The organism is Lentzea sp. NPDC054927, assembly GCF_053610285.1.
Genome location: NZ_JBSGXZ010000006.1, coordinates 301,321 through 318,523, shown reverse-complemented (window position 1 = coordinate 318,523; position 17,203 = coordinate 301,321). Strand labels below are relative to the sequence as shown.

The 17,203-nt window shown below is 69.8% G+C and carries 6 protein-coding genes; 2 read left to right on the top strand and 4 right to left on the bottom strand.

Annotated features, from left to right (window positions below; all coding sequences use genetic code 11):
• Positions 1–34 precede the first annotated feature (34 nt).
• Positions 35–1,969 carry a tachylectin-related carbohydrate-binding protein gene (locus ACWGE0_RS13180; protein ID WP_452261124.1) on the bottom strand — a complete coding sequence of 645 codons (1,935 nt, stop codon included), beginning with the start codon at positions 1,967–1,969 and terminating at the stop codon, positions 35–37.
• A 205-nt stretch (positions 1,970–2,174) separates the two neighbouring features.
• On the opposite strand from ACWGE0_RS13180, the gene ACWGE0_RS13175 reads away from it, so the two are divergent.
• Positions 2,175–11,354: a LamG-like jellyroll fold domain-containing protein gene (locus ACWGE0_RS13175; RefSeq protein ID WP_452261123.1), complete on the top strand. Its 9,180-nt coding sequence runs from the start codon at positions 2,175–2,177 to the stop codon at positions 11,352–11,354.
• Positions 11,355–11,356: 2 nt separating this feature from the next.
• Positions 11,357–11,608 (top strand): hypothetical protein, encoded by a 252-nt coding sequence (locus tag ACWGE0_RS13170; RefSeq protein WP_452261122.1) that lies wholly within the window; start codon positions 11,357–11,359, stop codon positions 11,606–11,608.
• Positions 11,609–11,630: 22 nt separating this feature from the next.
• On the opposite strand, the gene ACWGE0_RS13165 is transcribed toward ACWGE0_RS13170, so the two are convergent.
• From ACWGE0_RS13165 to ACWGE0_RS13155, 3 genes are read right to left on the bottom strand one after another with little or no spacing between them, the layout of a single operon-like run.
• Complete coding sequence (locus ACWGE0_RS13165; protein ID WP_452261121.1) at positions 11,631–14,675, bottom strand: AfsR/SARP family transcriptional regulator; 3,045 nt, start codon at positions 14,673–14,675, stop codon at positions 11,631–11,633.
• A 40-nt stretch (positions 14,676–14,715) separates the two neighbouring features.
• Positions 14,716–16,068 (bottom strand): hypothetical protein, encoded by a 1,353-nt coding sequence (locus ACWGE0_RS13160; RefSeq protein ID WP_452261120.1) that lies wholly within the window; start codon positions 16,066–16,068, stop codon positions 14,716–14,718.
• Positions 16,065–17,153, bottom strand: a complete 1,089-nt coding sequence (locus ACWGE0_RS13155) for a hypothetical protein (RefSeq protein WP_452261119.1) — start codon at positions 17,151–17,153, stop codon at positions 16,065–16,067. The genes ACWGE0_RS13160 and ACWGE0_RS13155 overlap by 4 nt, the downstream gene beginning before the upstream one ends.
• Positions 17,154–17,203: the final 50 nt, after the last annotated feature.

Below are 17,203 nucleotides of genomic sequence, written 5' to 3'. Positions count from 1 at the left end.
GGCTCCGCACGGGGAGCCTCCGCCGCGCCGGGTGTCATTGCCGCACGAGGCCGCCGGTGAACGAGTCGCTCGCCGAGGCGGAACGTGCGTTGGGCGTCGTACCCGCCGAGGCGTAGAACGCCGGGACCTCGTTGGGATCGCGGAAGGTGATGAGCACCCCGCTGCCGTTGGCCGTGGTGGCCATCGCCGTGTCCGTGTCGGCCAGCACCTTCGTGCCGGTGCGGGAGTCCGTGAGAACCGTCCACTGCTGGTAGTCGACGCCGCTGGGGGTCGACTGCTGAGTCGTGTACACGAAGTTGTCCGTGCTGCGGACCGAGATCCGGGCGACGCCGCCGGCGACGGCAGCGGCGGGAGAGCCCACCGCGACGAGGTTGTGGATGGGCGACCAGATGCCGGTGAAGCCGCTGCGCGTCTCGCGCTGCCAGTGCACGAACCCGTCCGCGCGGCGGGCGTAGAGGTCCAGCTTGCCGTCCAGGTTCAGCACGGCGGCGGGCTTGCCCGTGATCGCGCCGCCCGGCACCGAACGCCAGGGCCCGAAGGCGGCCTGTTCGTAGCGCACGGCCGTGACGTCACCGGTGGTGGTGCGCGCGACGAGTTCGAAGCCGTCGCCGGAGCGGATCACCACGAAGTCGGACGTGAGGTTGGTGCCGCCGACTTCGGTCCAGGGGATCAGCGGCCCGTCCACGGCGGCCTGCGAGCGGGTCCACAGCTTGCCGGCCGCGTCCACCGCGAAACCGCGGATCAGGTTGTCCTTGTCGCGCACGAACGTCGTCGGGCCGGGAGTCCATCCGCCCAGTGAGCTGTACGCGGACCAGGCAAGGCGGTTCTCGCTCTGCGTGGACGTTCGGGTCTCCCCGTCCTGGCCGAGGGCGAACGCCTGCAGCCGGTCGCCGACGCCGAGCACGGCGGAGGGCGTCCTGGTCAGCGAGTTGCCGTCGATGACCTGCAGCTCGACGCTGCGCGGGTCGGTCGCGTTGACCTGCTTGCCGTGCACGACCTGCCCGAAACCGTTGACGTAGAAGTACTGCGGCACACCGTCTTTGCTCATCATCACGTGCGCCGCGGCACGTCCGTCCAGAGGCACGCCGACACGCTGGGGGAACGACGGCACGGACGTGAGCTTGCAGGCGTCACTCATGGCGCTGGTGTCGTCGTTCTGCCAGCCGCTGCCGATCGGCACGCCCGTGGTCTCGCCACCGACCCACGTGTTGTTCGACTCGATGTAGCGGTACCAGAGCATCACACCGTCGGGGCGCACCCCGTAGAGCACGTCGCCGCCGGGGGAGAAGATCCGCTTGAAGCCGTGCCAGCCGGTGCCGACCTGCACGTCGCGCAGGACGTAGCGCTGAGACTCCGCGTGGAACCGGTAGCGGATCATCTCGCCGGTCGGCTTGCGCGCGTAGAGCACGCCCGCGCCGGCGGCGGTGATCGAGTCGTACCGGTTCCAGCCCACGCCGATGACGTCACCGGAGGGGTTGGCCCACTTCTTGTTCTGGGCGTCCCAGAGGTAGATCTTCAGCTGGCCCTTGTCGTCGATCGTGTAGATCCGGCCGGTCTCGTCGACGGTGATCCTGTTGCGGTACTCGTCGGTCGTGTAGCGCTGCCACTCGACGCCGATCACCTCGGGCTGGCCGTTGTTGTCCCAGCCGGAACCGTTCCAGCGCAACCGCTTCAGCGCGCCGTCCGGCGGGATGTTGTAGATCACGCCGTCCGGCCCGGCGATGGTGCGCCCGGTCCACTGCGTGCCCTTGACCTCGCCTCCGGTCCACACGCCCTGCCCGTTCTCCGGCTCCTCGTGCCCGAAGACCGCGAGGTCGCCGTTCTGGCGAACGGTGAACACCGACACCGCGCTGCGGCACACCGGGGTGGTGTCGGCGATGGCCACCAACGGGGTCGACACCACGGCCAGCGGCGCCGCGATCAGGCCGGCCAGCAGCGGCGCGTGCCACCGCTTCACTCTTCGCCTCATTAGTATTTCCTCTGCATTGATGAGAAATGGGCGTGCGACAAGGGTGCTCCAATTTTAGGGCGTGTCGCCTTCATGTCTGTTTCATCGCTGCAACGCGCCGCTTTCGTGATGAAACAGCAGCTCAGAGCCTTGTGTGAATTGCTCTTCTGGTTCATTCTCTCGTGCGGAGCAAATATTTCGTCCTGCCTGGGGGATGGTTCACGTGGTGGCGGAGAAACGCGGTCGTGTGCGGCGCTTGTCCTTGTTGGGACTGGCGTTGTTGTTGCTCATCACGTTGTTCGGCCCGGCTGCGTCGCAGTTGTTCCCACTGATCACCGCGGAGCAACGCGCGTTGCTGGAGGCGATCGCGCTCGCGCCCGAGCAGGCCGGCGGCAGCGCGGCGGGCAAGCCGCACGAGATCGCCGAGGGACCGACGAACCAGGCGAAACCCGAGTCGCTGCAGGCGAAGTACCCGGAGATCAAGTTCCCGGAAAGCCCTGACGTGCCGCGCAACGAGACCAAGGTGTCCACCGGTCCGGCGCAGGTGCGCGGGTTCAACCGGGACACCAGCGAGGAGCTGCCCGAACAACGCGGCAGACAGCAGCGCACGTACCGCAACGACGACGGCACGCTGACGACCGAGTTCTCCCGTGACCCGCTGAACTACCGGTCCGCCGACGGCAAGTGGCACGCCGTCGACGCGGCGATCGAGGACGCGGGCGCGGACGGCTGGCGCAACCGCGCGGACAGCGTGCGCACCACCTTCGCACGCACCTCGGACGCGCAACGCCTGGTGCGCATGGACTTCGGTGACGGCGTCGAGTTCGGGTACGGCCTGCGGGGCGCCGCTCGCGTCACCGGGGTCGTGGACGGCACGACCATCACCTACCCGGCCGCGCTGCCGGGCAGCGACCTCGAGCTCCAGTCGGTTCCCGGCGGCATCAAGGAAACAGTCGTCCTGCACGGCCCCGACTCGGCCAGGACGTGGAGCTTTCCTCTGCAGCTCAAGGGACTGACCGCCCAGGTCGTCGACAACCAGGTCGTCCTCACGGACGCGAAGGGCACCGAGCGCGCGACCATCCCCGCCGGGTTCATGACGGACTCGGCGAAGGACCCGGCCACCTCCCACGGCGTCAAGTACTCCATTGTGGACGGTGCACTGAAGGTCGAGGCGGACGAGGCCTGGCTGCGCGACCCCGCCCGCCGCTTTCCGGTCCTGGTCGACCCGAGCGTGCTGGAGCGCGCGGCCGGCGACAGCATCGTGGTGCACAGCAACGGCCGTCAGTCCGGCGCCCAGGACCTGCTCGTCGGTCTGCACAACAACGTCAAGCACGCCAGCTACCTGAACTTCGGTGACATCGCCGGAGCCATCCGCGACCACAAGGTGTTCGGCGCCCAGCTGTACCTCACCAACTGGTGGTCCGCGTCCTGCGAACCCCGGCCGATCACCGTGCACGCCGTGCGCAGCGCGTGGGGCACCAGCGGGGCCTACCCTGGTCCGTCCTTCGACCCCGAACCGCTGACGAGTTCGTCGTTCGCGCACGGCTACATCGGCGACTGGCAGCCGGTGTCGAGCTGCCCGACCGCGTCCGAGGTGATCGATCTCGGGGTGCGCGGCCGTGACCTCGTGCAGGGCTGGGCGAACGGCCAGCCCAACAACGGCCTCACCGTCCGCGCGTCGGAGACCGACACCCTCGGCTGGAAGAAGTTCACCGGCCACACCACTGCGAACAAGCCACGGCTGTTCATCACCCACAGCCCGTATGACGCGGAGTACCGCATCGACAACGGCGTGCCGGAACCGCCGGTGCACGCCGGGGCGCCCGGCTTCGTGAAGATCACCGTCACCAACCGCGGCGCGCAGACGTGGGGCGCGAACGACTTCGTGCTCGGCTACCGCGCCTACACCTCCACCGGCGCGCCGTTCGCCACGGTCGAGTCCCAGACGCTGGGCGGTGCTGACGTGCCCCGCGGCGGCTCGGTCACGCTCAACGCGCGGATCAACGCGATGCCGATCGGGGAGTACGTCCTCGACTTCTCGATGCTGCGCAAAGGCGGACCCTGGTTCACCGACGAGCAGATCCCGCCCGCCCGGCTGACGTTGCGCGTGGTCAACATCAAGCCGATCGTCAAGGCGCAATACCCGCCCAACGGCTACTCGGCGCAGACGCTGACCCCGCAGCTGTGGGTCGACGCCGTGGACGTCGACTCACCGCCGGACAAGAAGCCGCAGTACAGGTTCGAGGTCTGCGACAAGTTCGTCGACGGCAAGGGCGTCGGCTGCGTCGCCAACTCCGGCTACGTGAACGATCGCGTGTGGACGATTCCCGCGGGTGCGCTGAGATGGAGCAAGACCTACCAGTGGCGAGCGTTCGGGTACGACGGCATCGCCGAGAGCATTGAGCTGCCGGGCAGCGCGCTGCTCACCGCGGTGCCGCAGCCCGAGATCACCTCGCACCTCGCGAACGCGCCCTACGGCGGTGCGAACGAGAACTTCGACTCGCAGACCGGCAACTACTTCTCCAGCGCGGTCGACGCGTCCGTTGCGGTCACGGGTCCGGCGCTGGACGTCGTGCGCACGTACAACAGCCTCGACCCGCGCAAGGACCTGATCTTCGGCGCCGGCTGGTCGACCCGCTACGACATGCGCGTCCTGCCGGACAACGACGGCTCCGGCAACGTCGTCGTCACCTATCCCGACGGCCAGCAGGTGCGGTTCGGCCGCAACGCCGACGGCACCTTCTCCCCGCCGCCCGGCCGCTCGGCGAACTTCCGCACCGCGGCCGCCGAGGAGGGCGGGGGCTGGTGGCTCACCGACAAGGCGTTCACCACCTACCGCTTCCGGGTCGACGGCCGGCTGTGGAGGATCTTCGACGAGGCCGGGCACTGGGTCGAGATCGAGTACGACGCCAACGGCAGGATCATCCGAGCGATCAACCGCACCAGTGATCGCGTTCTGGAGTTCGGCTGGGCGGGCGGCACACACGTCAGGACCGTCACGAGCGACCCGGTGGACGGCACCCGGAACGTCTGGAACTACTCCTACACCGGCGACAAGCTCGACACCGCTTGCGGCCCGCTGAGCGGCTGCTCGAGGTACGACTACCAGCTCGGCTCGCACTACCGCAGCGTGGTGATCGACTCCAGGCCGCTGTCGTACTGGCGGCTCGGCGACCCGCTCGGCACGAAGGCGGAGAGCCAGGTCCGCACCAACCTGGGCAAGGACGACGGCGTCTCGAAGGACGTGACGCCCGCCGAGGGCGTGCTGAACGGCACCTCCGACGGCGGCACCCGGTTCAACGGCACGTCGTCGGCGATCACGCTGCAGGCCGGCCTGGTGCGCAAGAACCGCGACCTCGCCGTCGAACTGTGGTTCAAGACCTCGGCGGGCGGCCCGCTGTTCGGCTACCAGCAGCAGCCGATCACCGGCGTCTCCGGCGGCGGCGTGCCCGCCCTGTACGTCGGGCAGGACGGCAAGCTGCGCGGCCAGTTCTGGAACGGCAGCGCGAACCCGCTCACCTCGACCAGGGTGGTCAACGACGACCAGTGGCACCACGTGGTGCTGTCGGGCTCGCTCGCTACCCAGATGCTCTACCTCGACGGCGAGCCGGTCACCCAGACGCCGCTGCCCGGCGAGATCACCCACCCGGACGCGCTGCACAGCCAGATCGGCGGCGGCTACACCGTGCCACCGTCGGCGTGGCCGGGCTGGGGCACCGACGCCCGCCGCTACTTCTCCGGCCTGATCGACGAGGTCGCGTACTACGAGCACCCGCTCGGCCCGGCCGAGGTCAGGTCGCACTTCCGCGCCCGCGAGACGTCCGACCAGCTGACGAAGCTGACCCTCCCGAGTGGACGGACGGCAGCACAGCTCAGGTACGACGTCGTCAACGATCGCGTCAGCGAGTTCACCGACCGCGACGGCGGCCTGTGGAAGATCAGCATCCCGGTGGTCACCGGCACCGCGGACAACCTGATCCGCACCACCCGCGTGACGGATCCGGGCAACCGCAACCACTTCTACGACTTCGACCCCAAGCGCGGGCGCGTGCTGCGCTACGCCGCGCCATTGGGTCTGGGCACCCGGCAGGAGGACGCGCGGGACATCACCGGCAAGCCGAGCGTGCCACCCGCGCCCACCTGCCCCGCACCGACCAGTCCGCCACCGGGGCCAGGTGACCCGCCGCCGGTCTACTGCGGCGGTCCGGGCACGCCTCCGAACGACTGGATCGGCGGGCCCGTCGACGGCCAGGGCGTCCGCACGTTCGCCTACGACGAGCTGGGCTTCCAGAGCACCATCACGGACGAGAACGGCAACAAGGTCTTCCTGACCACCGACGAGCGCGGGAACCTGGTGTCCCGCAGGACCTGTCGCGTCCTGGAGACCGACTGCCAGACGTCGTACTCGACGTACTACCTCAACGCCGGCGACGTCACCGACCCGCGCAACGACAAGATCGTCACGCACCGGGACGCGCGCTCCTCGAACGCGACCGACTCCCGTTATCTCACGACCTACTCCTACACGGGCGAGAACAACCAGCGCGGTCTTCTCGCGCAGGTGTCCAAACCGGACGGTGGGGGCCTCACCCACACCTACACGCTGCTCAACGGCAGCACTCCCGCGTTCGACGGCGGCGGCGCACCGGCCGGGCTCGTCGCCACCTCGAAGGACAGCCGCGGCGCCGTCACGAAGTACAGCTACTTCCGCAACGGTGACCTGGCGCAGGAAGAGGCCGTCGCGACCGGGTTGATCACCCAGTACACCTACGACGCCCTCGGCAGGCGCACGTCGCAGACGCAGATCTCCGACGATTTCCCGCAGGGCCTCAAGACGACGTTCACCTACGACAAGCTGTCGCGGCGGACGTCCGTCACGGAACCGGCCACCACCAACGCGGTCACGAACGCCAAGCACACGCTGCGCACCGAGACGTCCTACGACGCCGACGGCCGGCCGCTCAAGGTGACGATCAGCGACCTCACCGGTGGTGATGCGGCGCGCACCACGACGAACGAGTACGACGACCGAGGCCGCCTCAGCGTCCAGACCGACGCCGAGGGTGGCAAGACGTCTTACGGCTACGACTCGTTCGGCAACCGCACCTCGATGACCGATGCGGGTGGCAACAAGTACGAGTACGCCTACACCGGGCGCAACAAGGTCGCCGAGGTGCGGCTGCGCGCGTTCCACGACCAGCCGGTCGTGCCGGACAGCGGCACCGGTGAGGGCTCGTCGTCGACGACACCGGGCACCACCCTGGTGCTGCAGTCGTTCACCTACGACCTCGCCGGCCGGACCATTCGCGCCACCGATGCCATGGGGCGCACGAAGCAGTTCATCTACTACAACGACGATCTGCTGCACAAAGTCGTCGCCAAGGGCGTGCGAGACCCGTTCAACGCCGGTGCCGCGGCGCGGGACGTCCTGCTGGAGGAGAACCTCTACGACGGCGCCGGCAACCCGGTCCGGCAGCTGACCCCCGGCACGGAGGGGACCGGCAAGCGCGTCACCGCCAGCACCTATGACGCCGTCGGTCGCGTCAAGACGGTCGAGTCCGATCCGGACGGTCTCAAGCGCAGGACCGAGTACACCTACGACACCCAGGGCCACACGACCCAGGTCAAGCGGACCGGGGCGAGCTCCAACAGCGTCGGCATCGACACCAGCCGCGTCGAGGTCACCGACTTCCAGTACGACCTCGCCGGCCGGATGTTCAAGCAGACCGTCGTCAACGGTCCCAAGTCGCTGGTCACGCAGCACGGCTACAACGACCGCGGCCTGCTCACCTCGGTCACCGACCCACGCGGCAACACCACCGACCTCGGCTACGACGAGCACGGCAACCAGGTGAAGGTGACTTCACCGACCGTGCAGGTGGAGTCCAATGGCGGCGCCGCGGTCGCGCAGCGCCCGGTGGCCACGACCGGCCTCGACACGTTCGGCGCGCCGACGCACGTGAAGACCCCGAACGGCGAGGTCGTCACGACCGGCTACGACCGGCTCGGACGCGTGGTGCGCACCGAGTCGCCGGACTACACGAGGCCGGGCGAGACCACCGCCAGGAAGGCGGTCCAGACCGCGAGGTACGACCGCCTCGGCAACCGGATCGAGGTGACGGACCCGCGCTCCGGCGTCACCACGAACCGCTACGACCAGCTGGGCAGGCTGCGCGAGGTGCGGCAGCCCGTGCCCGGCGGAACCTCGTCGTACACCTACACGGCGGCCGGTGAGCCGTTGTCGGCCACCGACCCGACGGGGTCGCGCACGCAGGCGACCTACGACGACCTCGGCAGGCCGGTCACCAGCACGTCGCTGGAACGCAAACCGCAACCCGCCGCGCACACCACCGAGCTCCGCTACGACGACGCCGGCAACCTGCGCACGGTCACCGCTCCGTCGAGGGAGGTCACGCAGCACGACTACAACGTGCTGGGGGAGCGGATCAGGACGATCGCGCCGGACAACGTCACGACCCAGTTCGGCTACGACCTGACCGGCAACCAGGTCCGCGTCTCCGACGGTCTCGGGCGCACGTCGTTCACGAAGATCGACGCCGCCGGCCGCCCGGTCGGCACCTACCAGCTCAACGCGCAGCAGGCGGTCCTGCGTCAGACCGCGACCGTCTACGACGACGCCGGCAACGTGGTCGAGGCCCGCAACGCCGAGCAGGAAGTCACGACGTTCGCCTACGACGCGGCGAACCGGCTCGTGAGCCAGGTCGAACCGGTGGCGGACAACAAGTCCATCACCACTTCGTTCGGCTACGACGCCAACGGCCGGCGCTCGCGGTTCACCGACGGCCGCGCGAACAAGTTCATCACCACCTACAACAGCCTCGGCCTGCCCGAGTCGACGGTCGAACCCTCCACGTCGCAACACCCGCAGCCCGCCGACCGCACCTGGACGACGAGCTACGACCTCGCGGGCAACCCGGACCTGCTGAAGGCACCGGGAGGCGTGACGCGCACCCGCGTCTACGACGCGCTCAACCGGTTGAAGGAGGAAACCGGCGCGGGCGCCGAGGTCGCCACGCCTACCCGCACGGTCGACTACGACGCGGCGGGCAGGCTCAAGACCGTCAACGCGCCCGGCGGCACCAACACGTTCGACTACAACGACCGCGGTCTGCTGCTCAGCGCGACCGGCCCGTCCGGCAACTCGTCGTTCACCTACGACGCCAACGGCAGGCCGCTCACGCAGACCGACGCCGGCGGCACCACCCGGAACTCCTATGTGGACGGTCGCCTGGCCACCGTCCTGGACGGCGCCACCGGCCGCACCCGCACGCTGGACTACGACAACGCGGGCGCACTGGCCTCCGTGGCGTACGGCGCGGGCAACACGAGGACCTACGGCTACAACGACGTCGGAGGCCTGGCTTCTGACACGGTGCGCGGCGGCACGACCGACATCACCGCCACGACCTACGAGTACGACCTGGCCGACCGGGTCAAGCGCAAGAAGGTCGTCACCGGCCCGTCGACGACCGACAACACCTACACCTACGACAAGTCCAGCCGCCTGAAGTCCTGGTCCGCCGGCGGCACCACCACCGCGTACGCCTGGGACGACTCAGGCAACCGCACGCAGGCAGGCGCGCGCACGGCGACCTACGACGAACGCAACCGCATGCTGTCCGACAGCGGTGTCACCTACACCTGGTCGGCACGCGGCTCCCCGGTCAAACGCGGCGACGTGACCTACCAGTTCGACGCCTTCGGCCGCTCGGCGAAACGCGGCGCGGGCACCTACACCTACGACGGCCTGGACCGCCTGGTGCGCCGCAACGGAGTCTCGTTCTCCTACGTCGGCGCGTCCCTGGACGTGGCCTCCGACGGCACGACGAACTACAGCCGCGACCTGACCGGCTCACTGCTCTCCCTGAACCGCGGCAACGACAAGCGCACCCTGCTCACCGACCAGCACGGCGACGTCGTCGGCGGCTTCGACGGCGCCGCGCAACTCACCGCCCTGACGGACGCCACGACGTTCGACCCGTTCGGCAAAGTCCAGGCCAGCACCGGAACCCGCCCCTCGCTCGGCTTCCAGTCGGACTACACCGACCCGGACAGCGGCGAAGTGGACATGGGCGCCCGCTGGTACGACCCGGCGGCCGGCGGCTTCACCTCGCGCGACGACATCTCGCTGCCTGCGTCGCCTTCGGTTGGGGCGAACCGCTTCACGTACGGCAACGGCGACCCGGTCGGCAACCACGACCCGGACGGCCACTACTGCGCCACCAACGGACGCTCGTGGCTGTCGCCCGTCGCGGCCTGCCCGCCGCTCACCAGGACCGCGGTCAAGCTGAAGACCAAGATCCCGGGACGGCTGGTCGCCCGCGGGACCGGCCGGCTGATCCCGTTCGTCGGCTGGGGTTTCTTCGCCTACGACATCGTCGACGGCATCACCGATCGGCCGCAGTCCAGCTTCGTCAGCCACTGGTCAAGGTTCCAGTGGCCCCAGAAGATGCCGGGTTCTCTCGACGCCAACCAGCCGGTGAGCGAGAGCGGCGACCTCGGAGACCCCGCACAACTCCCGCCCGACGTAGTCCTCCCGCCGCCCATCCCACCGGGCGTGATCGCCCGCATCGAGGCGGAGCAGTCGGCGAAGAACGTCGAGATGGCCCTCGACCCGGCAGCACTCGCGGTCGTGATCGCCGGTGGTGTCGTCGCGGCCAACCCGGACGTGCCGGCGGCGGTCGTGGGGACGGTGCTGCACGACGTCCAGGACGAGGAGGTCGTCAACCAGAAGGTCCGCGAGGCGGTGCTGGGGGCCGAGAACACGGTCATCCAGAACGCCGTCGAGACCATGCCGTCGGAGCTGTCGAACTCCGGTGGCGGCAACCTCTACACCGAGGACGGCATCTTCCGGGTCAGCGAGAACAGCGACGGCTCGAAGTCGTACCGCCAGACGGCCTGGAACGGCAATGGTGGGACGTCAGCCAGCCAGGACCTGGATGGTCCCGGGTTCCTCAAGATCACCGCAAAGCAGCCTGACAACTGGCGGAGGAAGGAGTCGACCTGGTTGTCAGAGCTCGCGGCCGCGGAGTATCTCGCCGGGCAGGGGCGACGAGTCGAGCTTCGGCCACCGGGCGACGATCGCAGGAAGAAGGGCAACACCAGCGATCTCCTCGTCGACGGAGCGCGATGGGACGTCTACACACCGTCAACGGCGAATGATGACGCGGTCGTCACCAAGGTTGCGAAGAAGTACTCGCAAGTACACGGTGGTGGCGTGATCGTCGACCTGCACCGCACGTCTCTGACCGCTGCTGACCTCGAGGACGTGCTGACTCGCGCTAACGGGATGATTCGCAGCTGGAAAGCCAAAGGAAAAGGGTTGGAGTATCCGTACTTGAGCGAGGTGGTCCTCTTCGACAGCGAACTTCCCTGGGAGAAATGACCATGGCCAAGTTCAGGTGCAAGTGCGGAACGGTGACCAGGGACGACGATCCTGATCACGGTCTGCAGATGTTCACCTCCAGGGAGTACGAGGACGACGTCGAGGAGTTGTGGCAGCTCATCGGCGCGTGCAGGCAGGTCATCGACTGTCCGACGTGCGGCAGGCTGTGGGTCTGGTGGGAGAACGAACCAGGGTTTCCGCCGACCGAGTATCTCCGGCAACCGCGGGACGCGGATGAGGGCGAGAACGTGTGATCCGGGCGGTTCCGTTCCCGTACTAGGCCGGGAACGGAACCGGCTCCGCCACCCCGAGCGAGGCGAAGATCTCGGCCGCCATCATCCGATGCGGCCGAGCCTCCTCCTCCCCGGACACCACAGCGACCGCCTCCGCGTACACCCGCAAAGCCCGAGCCTCAGCCAACCGATGCCCATGCTCCCGATGCGCGCACACCGCCCGCCACCCCTGAACAACGGCAGCCCCGCCGTCCCCCAACCGCAAATGAGCGGAAGCCAACGCCGTCAACACCCGCCCGACCCGCGACCGAACCCCGGAAGCCACCACCAAAGAGTGCGCCTGACGACACATCTCCAGCGACTGGACGAAGTCCCCGGATCTGCCCTGAGCCTCTGCCAGCCCGAGCAGCGCGGCGACCTCGGCCCGGCGGTGGCCCAGCGAACGGGCGACGCCCAGCGCCTGCGAGTGGTGACGCAGCGCGTCGTCGGAAAGCCCCAGTCGCAAGCACACGGCGCCCAGGGTGTTGTGCGCCTCGGCGGCCAAGCGGGGGTGGTGCGCGGCCGAGGCCAGGGCGCGGGAGGCGTAGTCGTGGGCCTGGTTCAGGTCGCCGCGGTCCAGGTGGACGCGCGCGAGACTGTCCTGCACCTCCACCCGCGCCTGGTGCGAGTCGGACAGGCTGAGGCACACCAGGGCCTCGTTGAACGTCTGGCCGGCGCGGGTCAGGTCGCCCATCTCCCAGAACGCCGAGCCGAGGTTCACGAGGGTGGTGGCCTCGGCGGCGGGGTGGCCGGCGGCGCGTTGGATCACCAGCGCCGTCTTGTACGCGGTGATGGCGATGGCCGGTTGGCCCATGTCCTGACGCAGCACGCCGATGTTGTTGTGGCTGGCGTGCACGACGCGCGGGACATCTTGCAGGCAGGCGACTTCCAGCGCCCGGTCGTACTCCTCCAGAGCGCGGCCGTGGTGGTGGAAGCTCGCGTACAGAGTGCCGAGGCTGTGCCGCATCAACGCCTGTGCTTGCGGGTTTCCCACAGCTGCACGCAAACCCGCGTGTGCTGCGACGGTCCAGTCGGTGCCGTTGGTCTGCAACCAGAAGTAGCCGCGCAGCGCGTCCGTGAGCTGCCATGCCAACGGACGTGGGCCGTGGTCGGCGGCGTGGGAGATGGCGGCGACGAGGTTGGCGCGTTCGGTGTGCAGCCACGAGAGGGCGTCCTCGGCCGTGCGGAACGGACCACCGTCCGCGCGGGAGGGCAGCATTTCCGGGTAGAGGTGTTGTGCCGCACCGAGTGCGCGCGACAGGTACCAGTCGTAGACGGCGTCCACCCCGCGCGAGTCGGGCAGCGCGGCGGCGTAACCGCGGATCAGGTCGTGGAAGCGGAACCGGCCCGGCGCGACGCGGTGCACGAGGTGCGCGTCGGTGAGGGTGCGCAGCACTGAGGCCGCGGTGGCGGGACAGACGGAGATCAGCACGCCGGCGACCTCGGTGCCGAAGTCGTCGCCCGGAAGTCTGGCCAGCAGCCGGAAAGCCTGCTGCGCCAACGGGTTCAGTGCCGCGTAGGACAGATCGAACGCCGCCGACACCGCGACTCGGGCATCACCCGCCACCGACAGGGCCGCCAGGCCGCGTCCGCGCAGCTCCGCGACGTACTCGGCGATCGAGCCGGTGATGTTCGCGGCGGCGATGCGCAACGCGAGCGGCAGGTGCGCGCACAGCGTGACCAGGTCGGCCGCCGCAAGGGGTTCGGCGCGCACCAGCTCCGGGCCGACGACGTCCACCAGCAGTTGCTCGGCCTCGGCCGCGTCGAACACGTCGATGGTCAACGACCGCGCTCCGTGCGTGACCACCAGGCCGCGCAACGGATCCCGGCTCGTGACGAGCACCGCGCAGCCGCCGTCGGCCGGCAGGAGCTTGCGGACGTGCTCCGCGTCGGCGGCGTTGTCCAGCACCACCAGCATCCTGCGGCCGGCGAGGACCGACCGGAACAGCGCCGCCTGCTGGTCCACGTCGAGCGGGATCTGCTCGGCGGGGATGCCGATGCCGCGCAGGAACTGGTTGAGCACCTGGTCCGCGGTCAGCGGCGGCTGCTCGTCGTAGCCGCGCAGGTCCGCGAACAGCTGGCCGTCCGGGAAGTGGTCGCGCACCCGGTGTGCGACGTGGACGGCGAGCGCGGTCTTGCCGACGCCCGGCGAACCGCTCAGCACCACGACCGAGGTGGCACCGCCGCACGTGCGCAGCCGCGTGGCCACCCACTCGGCGAGCCCCGCCCTGCCGACGAAACCCCGCAGGTCGAGGGGGAGTTGCATCGGCACTGGCGCGGAGGCCTGGTCCGGCACCGCGATCTCCTCACCGCCTGCCAGCACCGTCGCGTGCAACCGCCGCAGTTCCGCGCCGGGATCGACACCGAGCTCGTCGGCCAGCACACGGCGCACGTCCTGGTAGGCCGCGAGCGCGTCCGCCTGACGACCCGAACGCCACAACGCCGTGATCAGCTGCACCCACATGCGTTCCCGCAACGGATGCGCCGACACCAGCTGGCGCAGTTCGCCGACGACCGCGGAGTGCTCGCCGCGGTCGAGGTCGGCGTCGACGCGCATCTCGATCGCGTGCAACCGCTCTTCGGTCAGCGCCGGAGTCACGTGAGCGATCACGTACGCCGCCTCCACGTCGACGAGCGGGCTGCCACGCCACAACGCGTCCGCATCGCGCAGCAGGGCCGCACGGGCCGCGGGATCGGCGGTGGCGCTGGCGGCGGCCACCGTCTTGCGGAACACCGCCAGATCCACCGCGTCAGGTGCGACGGTGAGCTGATAGCCGCCGGGCGTGGTGCGGATCAGCTCCCTTCCGTCGCTGTCGCCGAGCAGGGCACGCAGACGCATCACGTACACCTGCAGCGTCCTCTTGGCATTGGCCGGCGGCGAGTCTCCCCACAGCCGGCCCACCAGCTCGTCGATCCTCAGCACCTCGTTCGCGCTGATCAGCAGCAGGGCCAGCAAAGCGCGGAGCTTCGCCGGCCGCACCGCCACCTGCCCCGTTCTGTCGAACGCTTCGAGCGGTCCGAGCACGCCGAAGCGGAACCGGCCAGACATCAACAACCCCCCCAGTCGTCGACGTGGACTGTACGTGCGATCAGCTGCCCAGCAGCCGCGTGATCGCGGCGTTCACCAGGCCCTCGGTGCAGTCGGGTGCACCGGGACGGTCCCGCGGCGAGGCGCGCAGCGGTGCCGGCAGCAGGTAGGACAGCGCGGCGGTGTCGATGCCCGCGATCTTGTCGTCGTCCTTCCAACCGGCGGCGTAACCACCGCGCCACAGCAGGTCGTCGGCGGCGACGTAGGCGTCCACGTGGTTCGCGTAGGCCATGAACCACAACGGTTTGCCGTACCGGTTCTTCGTGCCGACGTGGTAGCCGCTGACCACCTCGTGGGCGAGCGCGAGCACGGTCAGGCCGCCGAGGTCCAGCCGCTGCACCGTCATCGGCAGCGACCGCGGCAGCGCGTTCCGCCCGATCAGCCCGAGCATCCGTTCGGCGTGCCTGCGCACGCCGCTGCCGGTACCCGGCGTGTCCACGCGCTGCTGGTACTTGCGCCGCAACAGGTCCACGGCGGCCGCGTCCGACAGATCGACGGAGAACGGCAGCTCGATCGTCTCGGCGGCCGTCTGCATCGGGCCGTTCACCGGCAGGAAAGCGTTGTTTCGCACCATGGCGACGACCGAGTCGGCCAGCCGGTCGCCCGTGAGCCGCACGGCGGACTCGCTGCCCATCGAGACGGGGTTGAGATCGCCCGCCGCACCCTGGAAGAACAGGGCGGGCACACCCAGGCGGCGCGTCACCTCCGCGGCGGCCCGGCCGCAGTGATCCGCGTCGAAGGTCTTCGTCGCGTACGGGTGGCACACCGGATGGCAGGCGTGGCCGAACAGGACAGCGTGCACCGCGCCGTCGGAAGCCCGCCTGGCGACCAGCACCGGAACGTCAGGTGGTGCCCACCCCAGCTGCTCCCTGTTGGCCGCGATGTAGGCCTGTCCCTCGGCGTATCCGAGGGTGACCGGGACCGGCGTGGCCGCACGCGCACGCGTCACCAGCCCCACGATCACGTCGGCGAACTCCGCGGTGAACGCGTCGGTGAGAGCGATGTCGTCCTCGTTGCCCAGCAACACGTACGGGTCGGGCACGCGCCCGACCATCGGCCCGTTGTGGGTGTGGCTCTGCGCCAGCACGAAGTCCGCGGCCGAGGCGACCAGACCAGCGGACACCAGCCTTGCCACGATCTCCAGGTACACCGCGCGCGGCACGCTGATCACGTCGGCCCGCACCAGCACGACGACGTGACCCGTCGCGTCGGCCAGCACCGCGCACTGCGCCCGCAGCCGCCGTCCTTCCACCACGCTGCCGTCGCTGCGGCGCTCGGACCAGCCGTATCCGCCCATCGGAACGCCCGCGCCCGGCGTGTGGTCGACGGACTCGAGTCGCATCGTGAAGCTCATGCCGTCACCACGCCGTCGCCCGCCCAGCTCTGCCACGGCTGCCAGCCCGCGCCGGTCCGCCGCGTCCAGGTCATGGCACCGTCCTGCGTCACCCCGAACACCGAGATCTCCCCGGAGGGGCTCAGCACCGCGGACGGATCCGTGACCGTCGAGCCGCCGAGGTCCGCCCAGGTCGACCACGCACCGCCGTGCCCGTTCTGCTCGGCGAACCGCACCCGGCGACCCGCGTCGCGCGCCACGACCACAAGGCCACCGTTCGGCCCCACGAGCACCGCGGGCCTGCCCTCGACCACCTGGCTGCCGACCGAGGTGAACGACCCCCACGCGCCGCCGCCGGTGCTCTGGCTCAGGTACCGCAGGGTGCCGTCAGCGCCGCGAGCGACGACCGCGATCGCACCGGTAGGCGTCACGGCGACAGCGGGATCACCGCCCAGCGAGTCGCCGAGCCAGGTCCAGCCGGCCGACCACTCACCGCCGACCCCGACCTGCCAGCGATGCACCAGGCCAGCGCCGTTGCGGGCGAACACCACCGCGCCACCGGACCCGCTGATGACCGCACGAGGCCGCCCCGCCACCCCGAGATCGAGCCAGTCGCTCCACGCGCCCGACTCGGACTGCTGCTCGCGATACAGCACGGACCCCTGCGCGTCGCGCACGTACGCGGCCATTCGCCCGGTGGGCCCGACCGTGACGGCGGGCTCGTTCGTGCCGCTGACCGCGCCGAGCCCGTGCCAGTCCGACCATTCACCGCCGTAGACGTTCTGCCAGCAGTGCACCACCTGGCCACCGGACCGGGCGAACACGACGATCGCGCCGTTGGGCACGGTGACCGCGACCGGACGGCAATCCAGCGCCACGTCGCGCACCAGCTCGAACGCCGACCAGGCGCCGCCACGCGTGTGCTGGCGCCGGTAGTGCAGATGACGCTGGGAACCAAGCGCGAACGCCGCCAGCCCGCGGCCGCTGTCGACCACCGCCGGGTAGCCGGACGAGACGCTGCTCAGGAACCGGACGTCCGCCGCGACCGCGAGGCCGCCGGCAGGAGACGGCGCACCGTACGCGGTGGCCGCGGCGACTGGGCTCATTGCGCCCAGGCCAGTGGTGAGGATGGCGCTCTTGATCGCCGTCCTCCTGG

What these genes read in the sequence shown, in the direction of transcription:
- ACWGE0_RS13155 (WP_452261119.1), bottom strand. Translation starts at nt 17,153, where the DNA reads ATGAGCCCAGTCGCCGCGGCCACCGCGTACGGTGCGCCGTCTCCTGCC.
- ACWGE0_RS13170 (WP_452261122.1), top strand. Translation starts at nt 11,357, where the DNA reads ATGGCCAAGTTCAGGTGCAAGTGCGGAACGGTGACCAGGGACGACGAT.
- ACWGE0_RS13180 (WP_452261124.1), bottom strand. Translation starts at nt 1,969, where the DNA reads ATGAGGCGAAGAGTGAAGCGGTGGCACGCGCCGCTGCTGGCCGGCCTG.
- ACWGE0_RS13160 (WP_452261120.1), bottom strand. Translation starts at nt 16,068, where the DNA reads ATGAGCTTCACGATGCGACTCGAGTCCGTCGACCACACGCCGGGCGCG.
- ACWGE0_RS13165 (WP_452261121.1), bottom strand. Translation starts at nt 14,675, where the DNA reads ATGTCTGGCCGGTTCCGCTTCGGCGTGCTCGGACCGCTCGAAGCGTTC.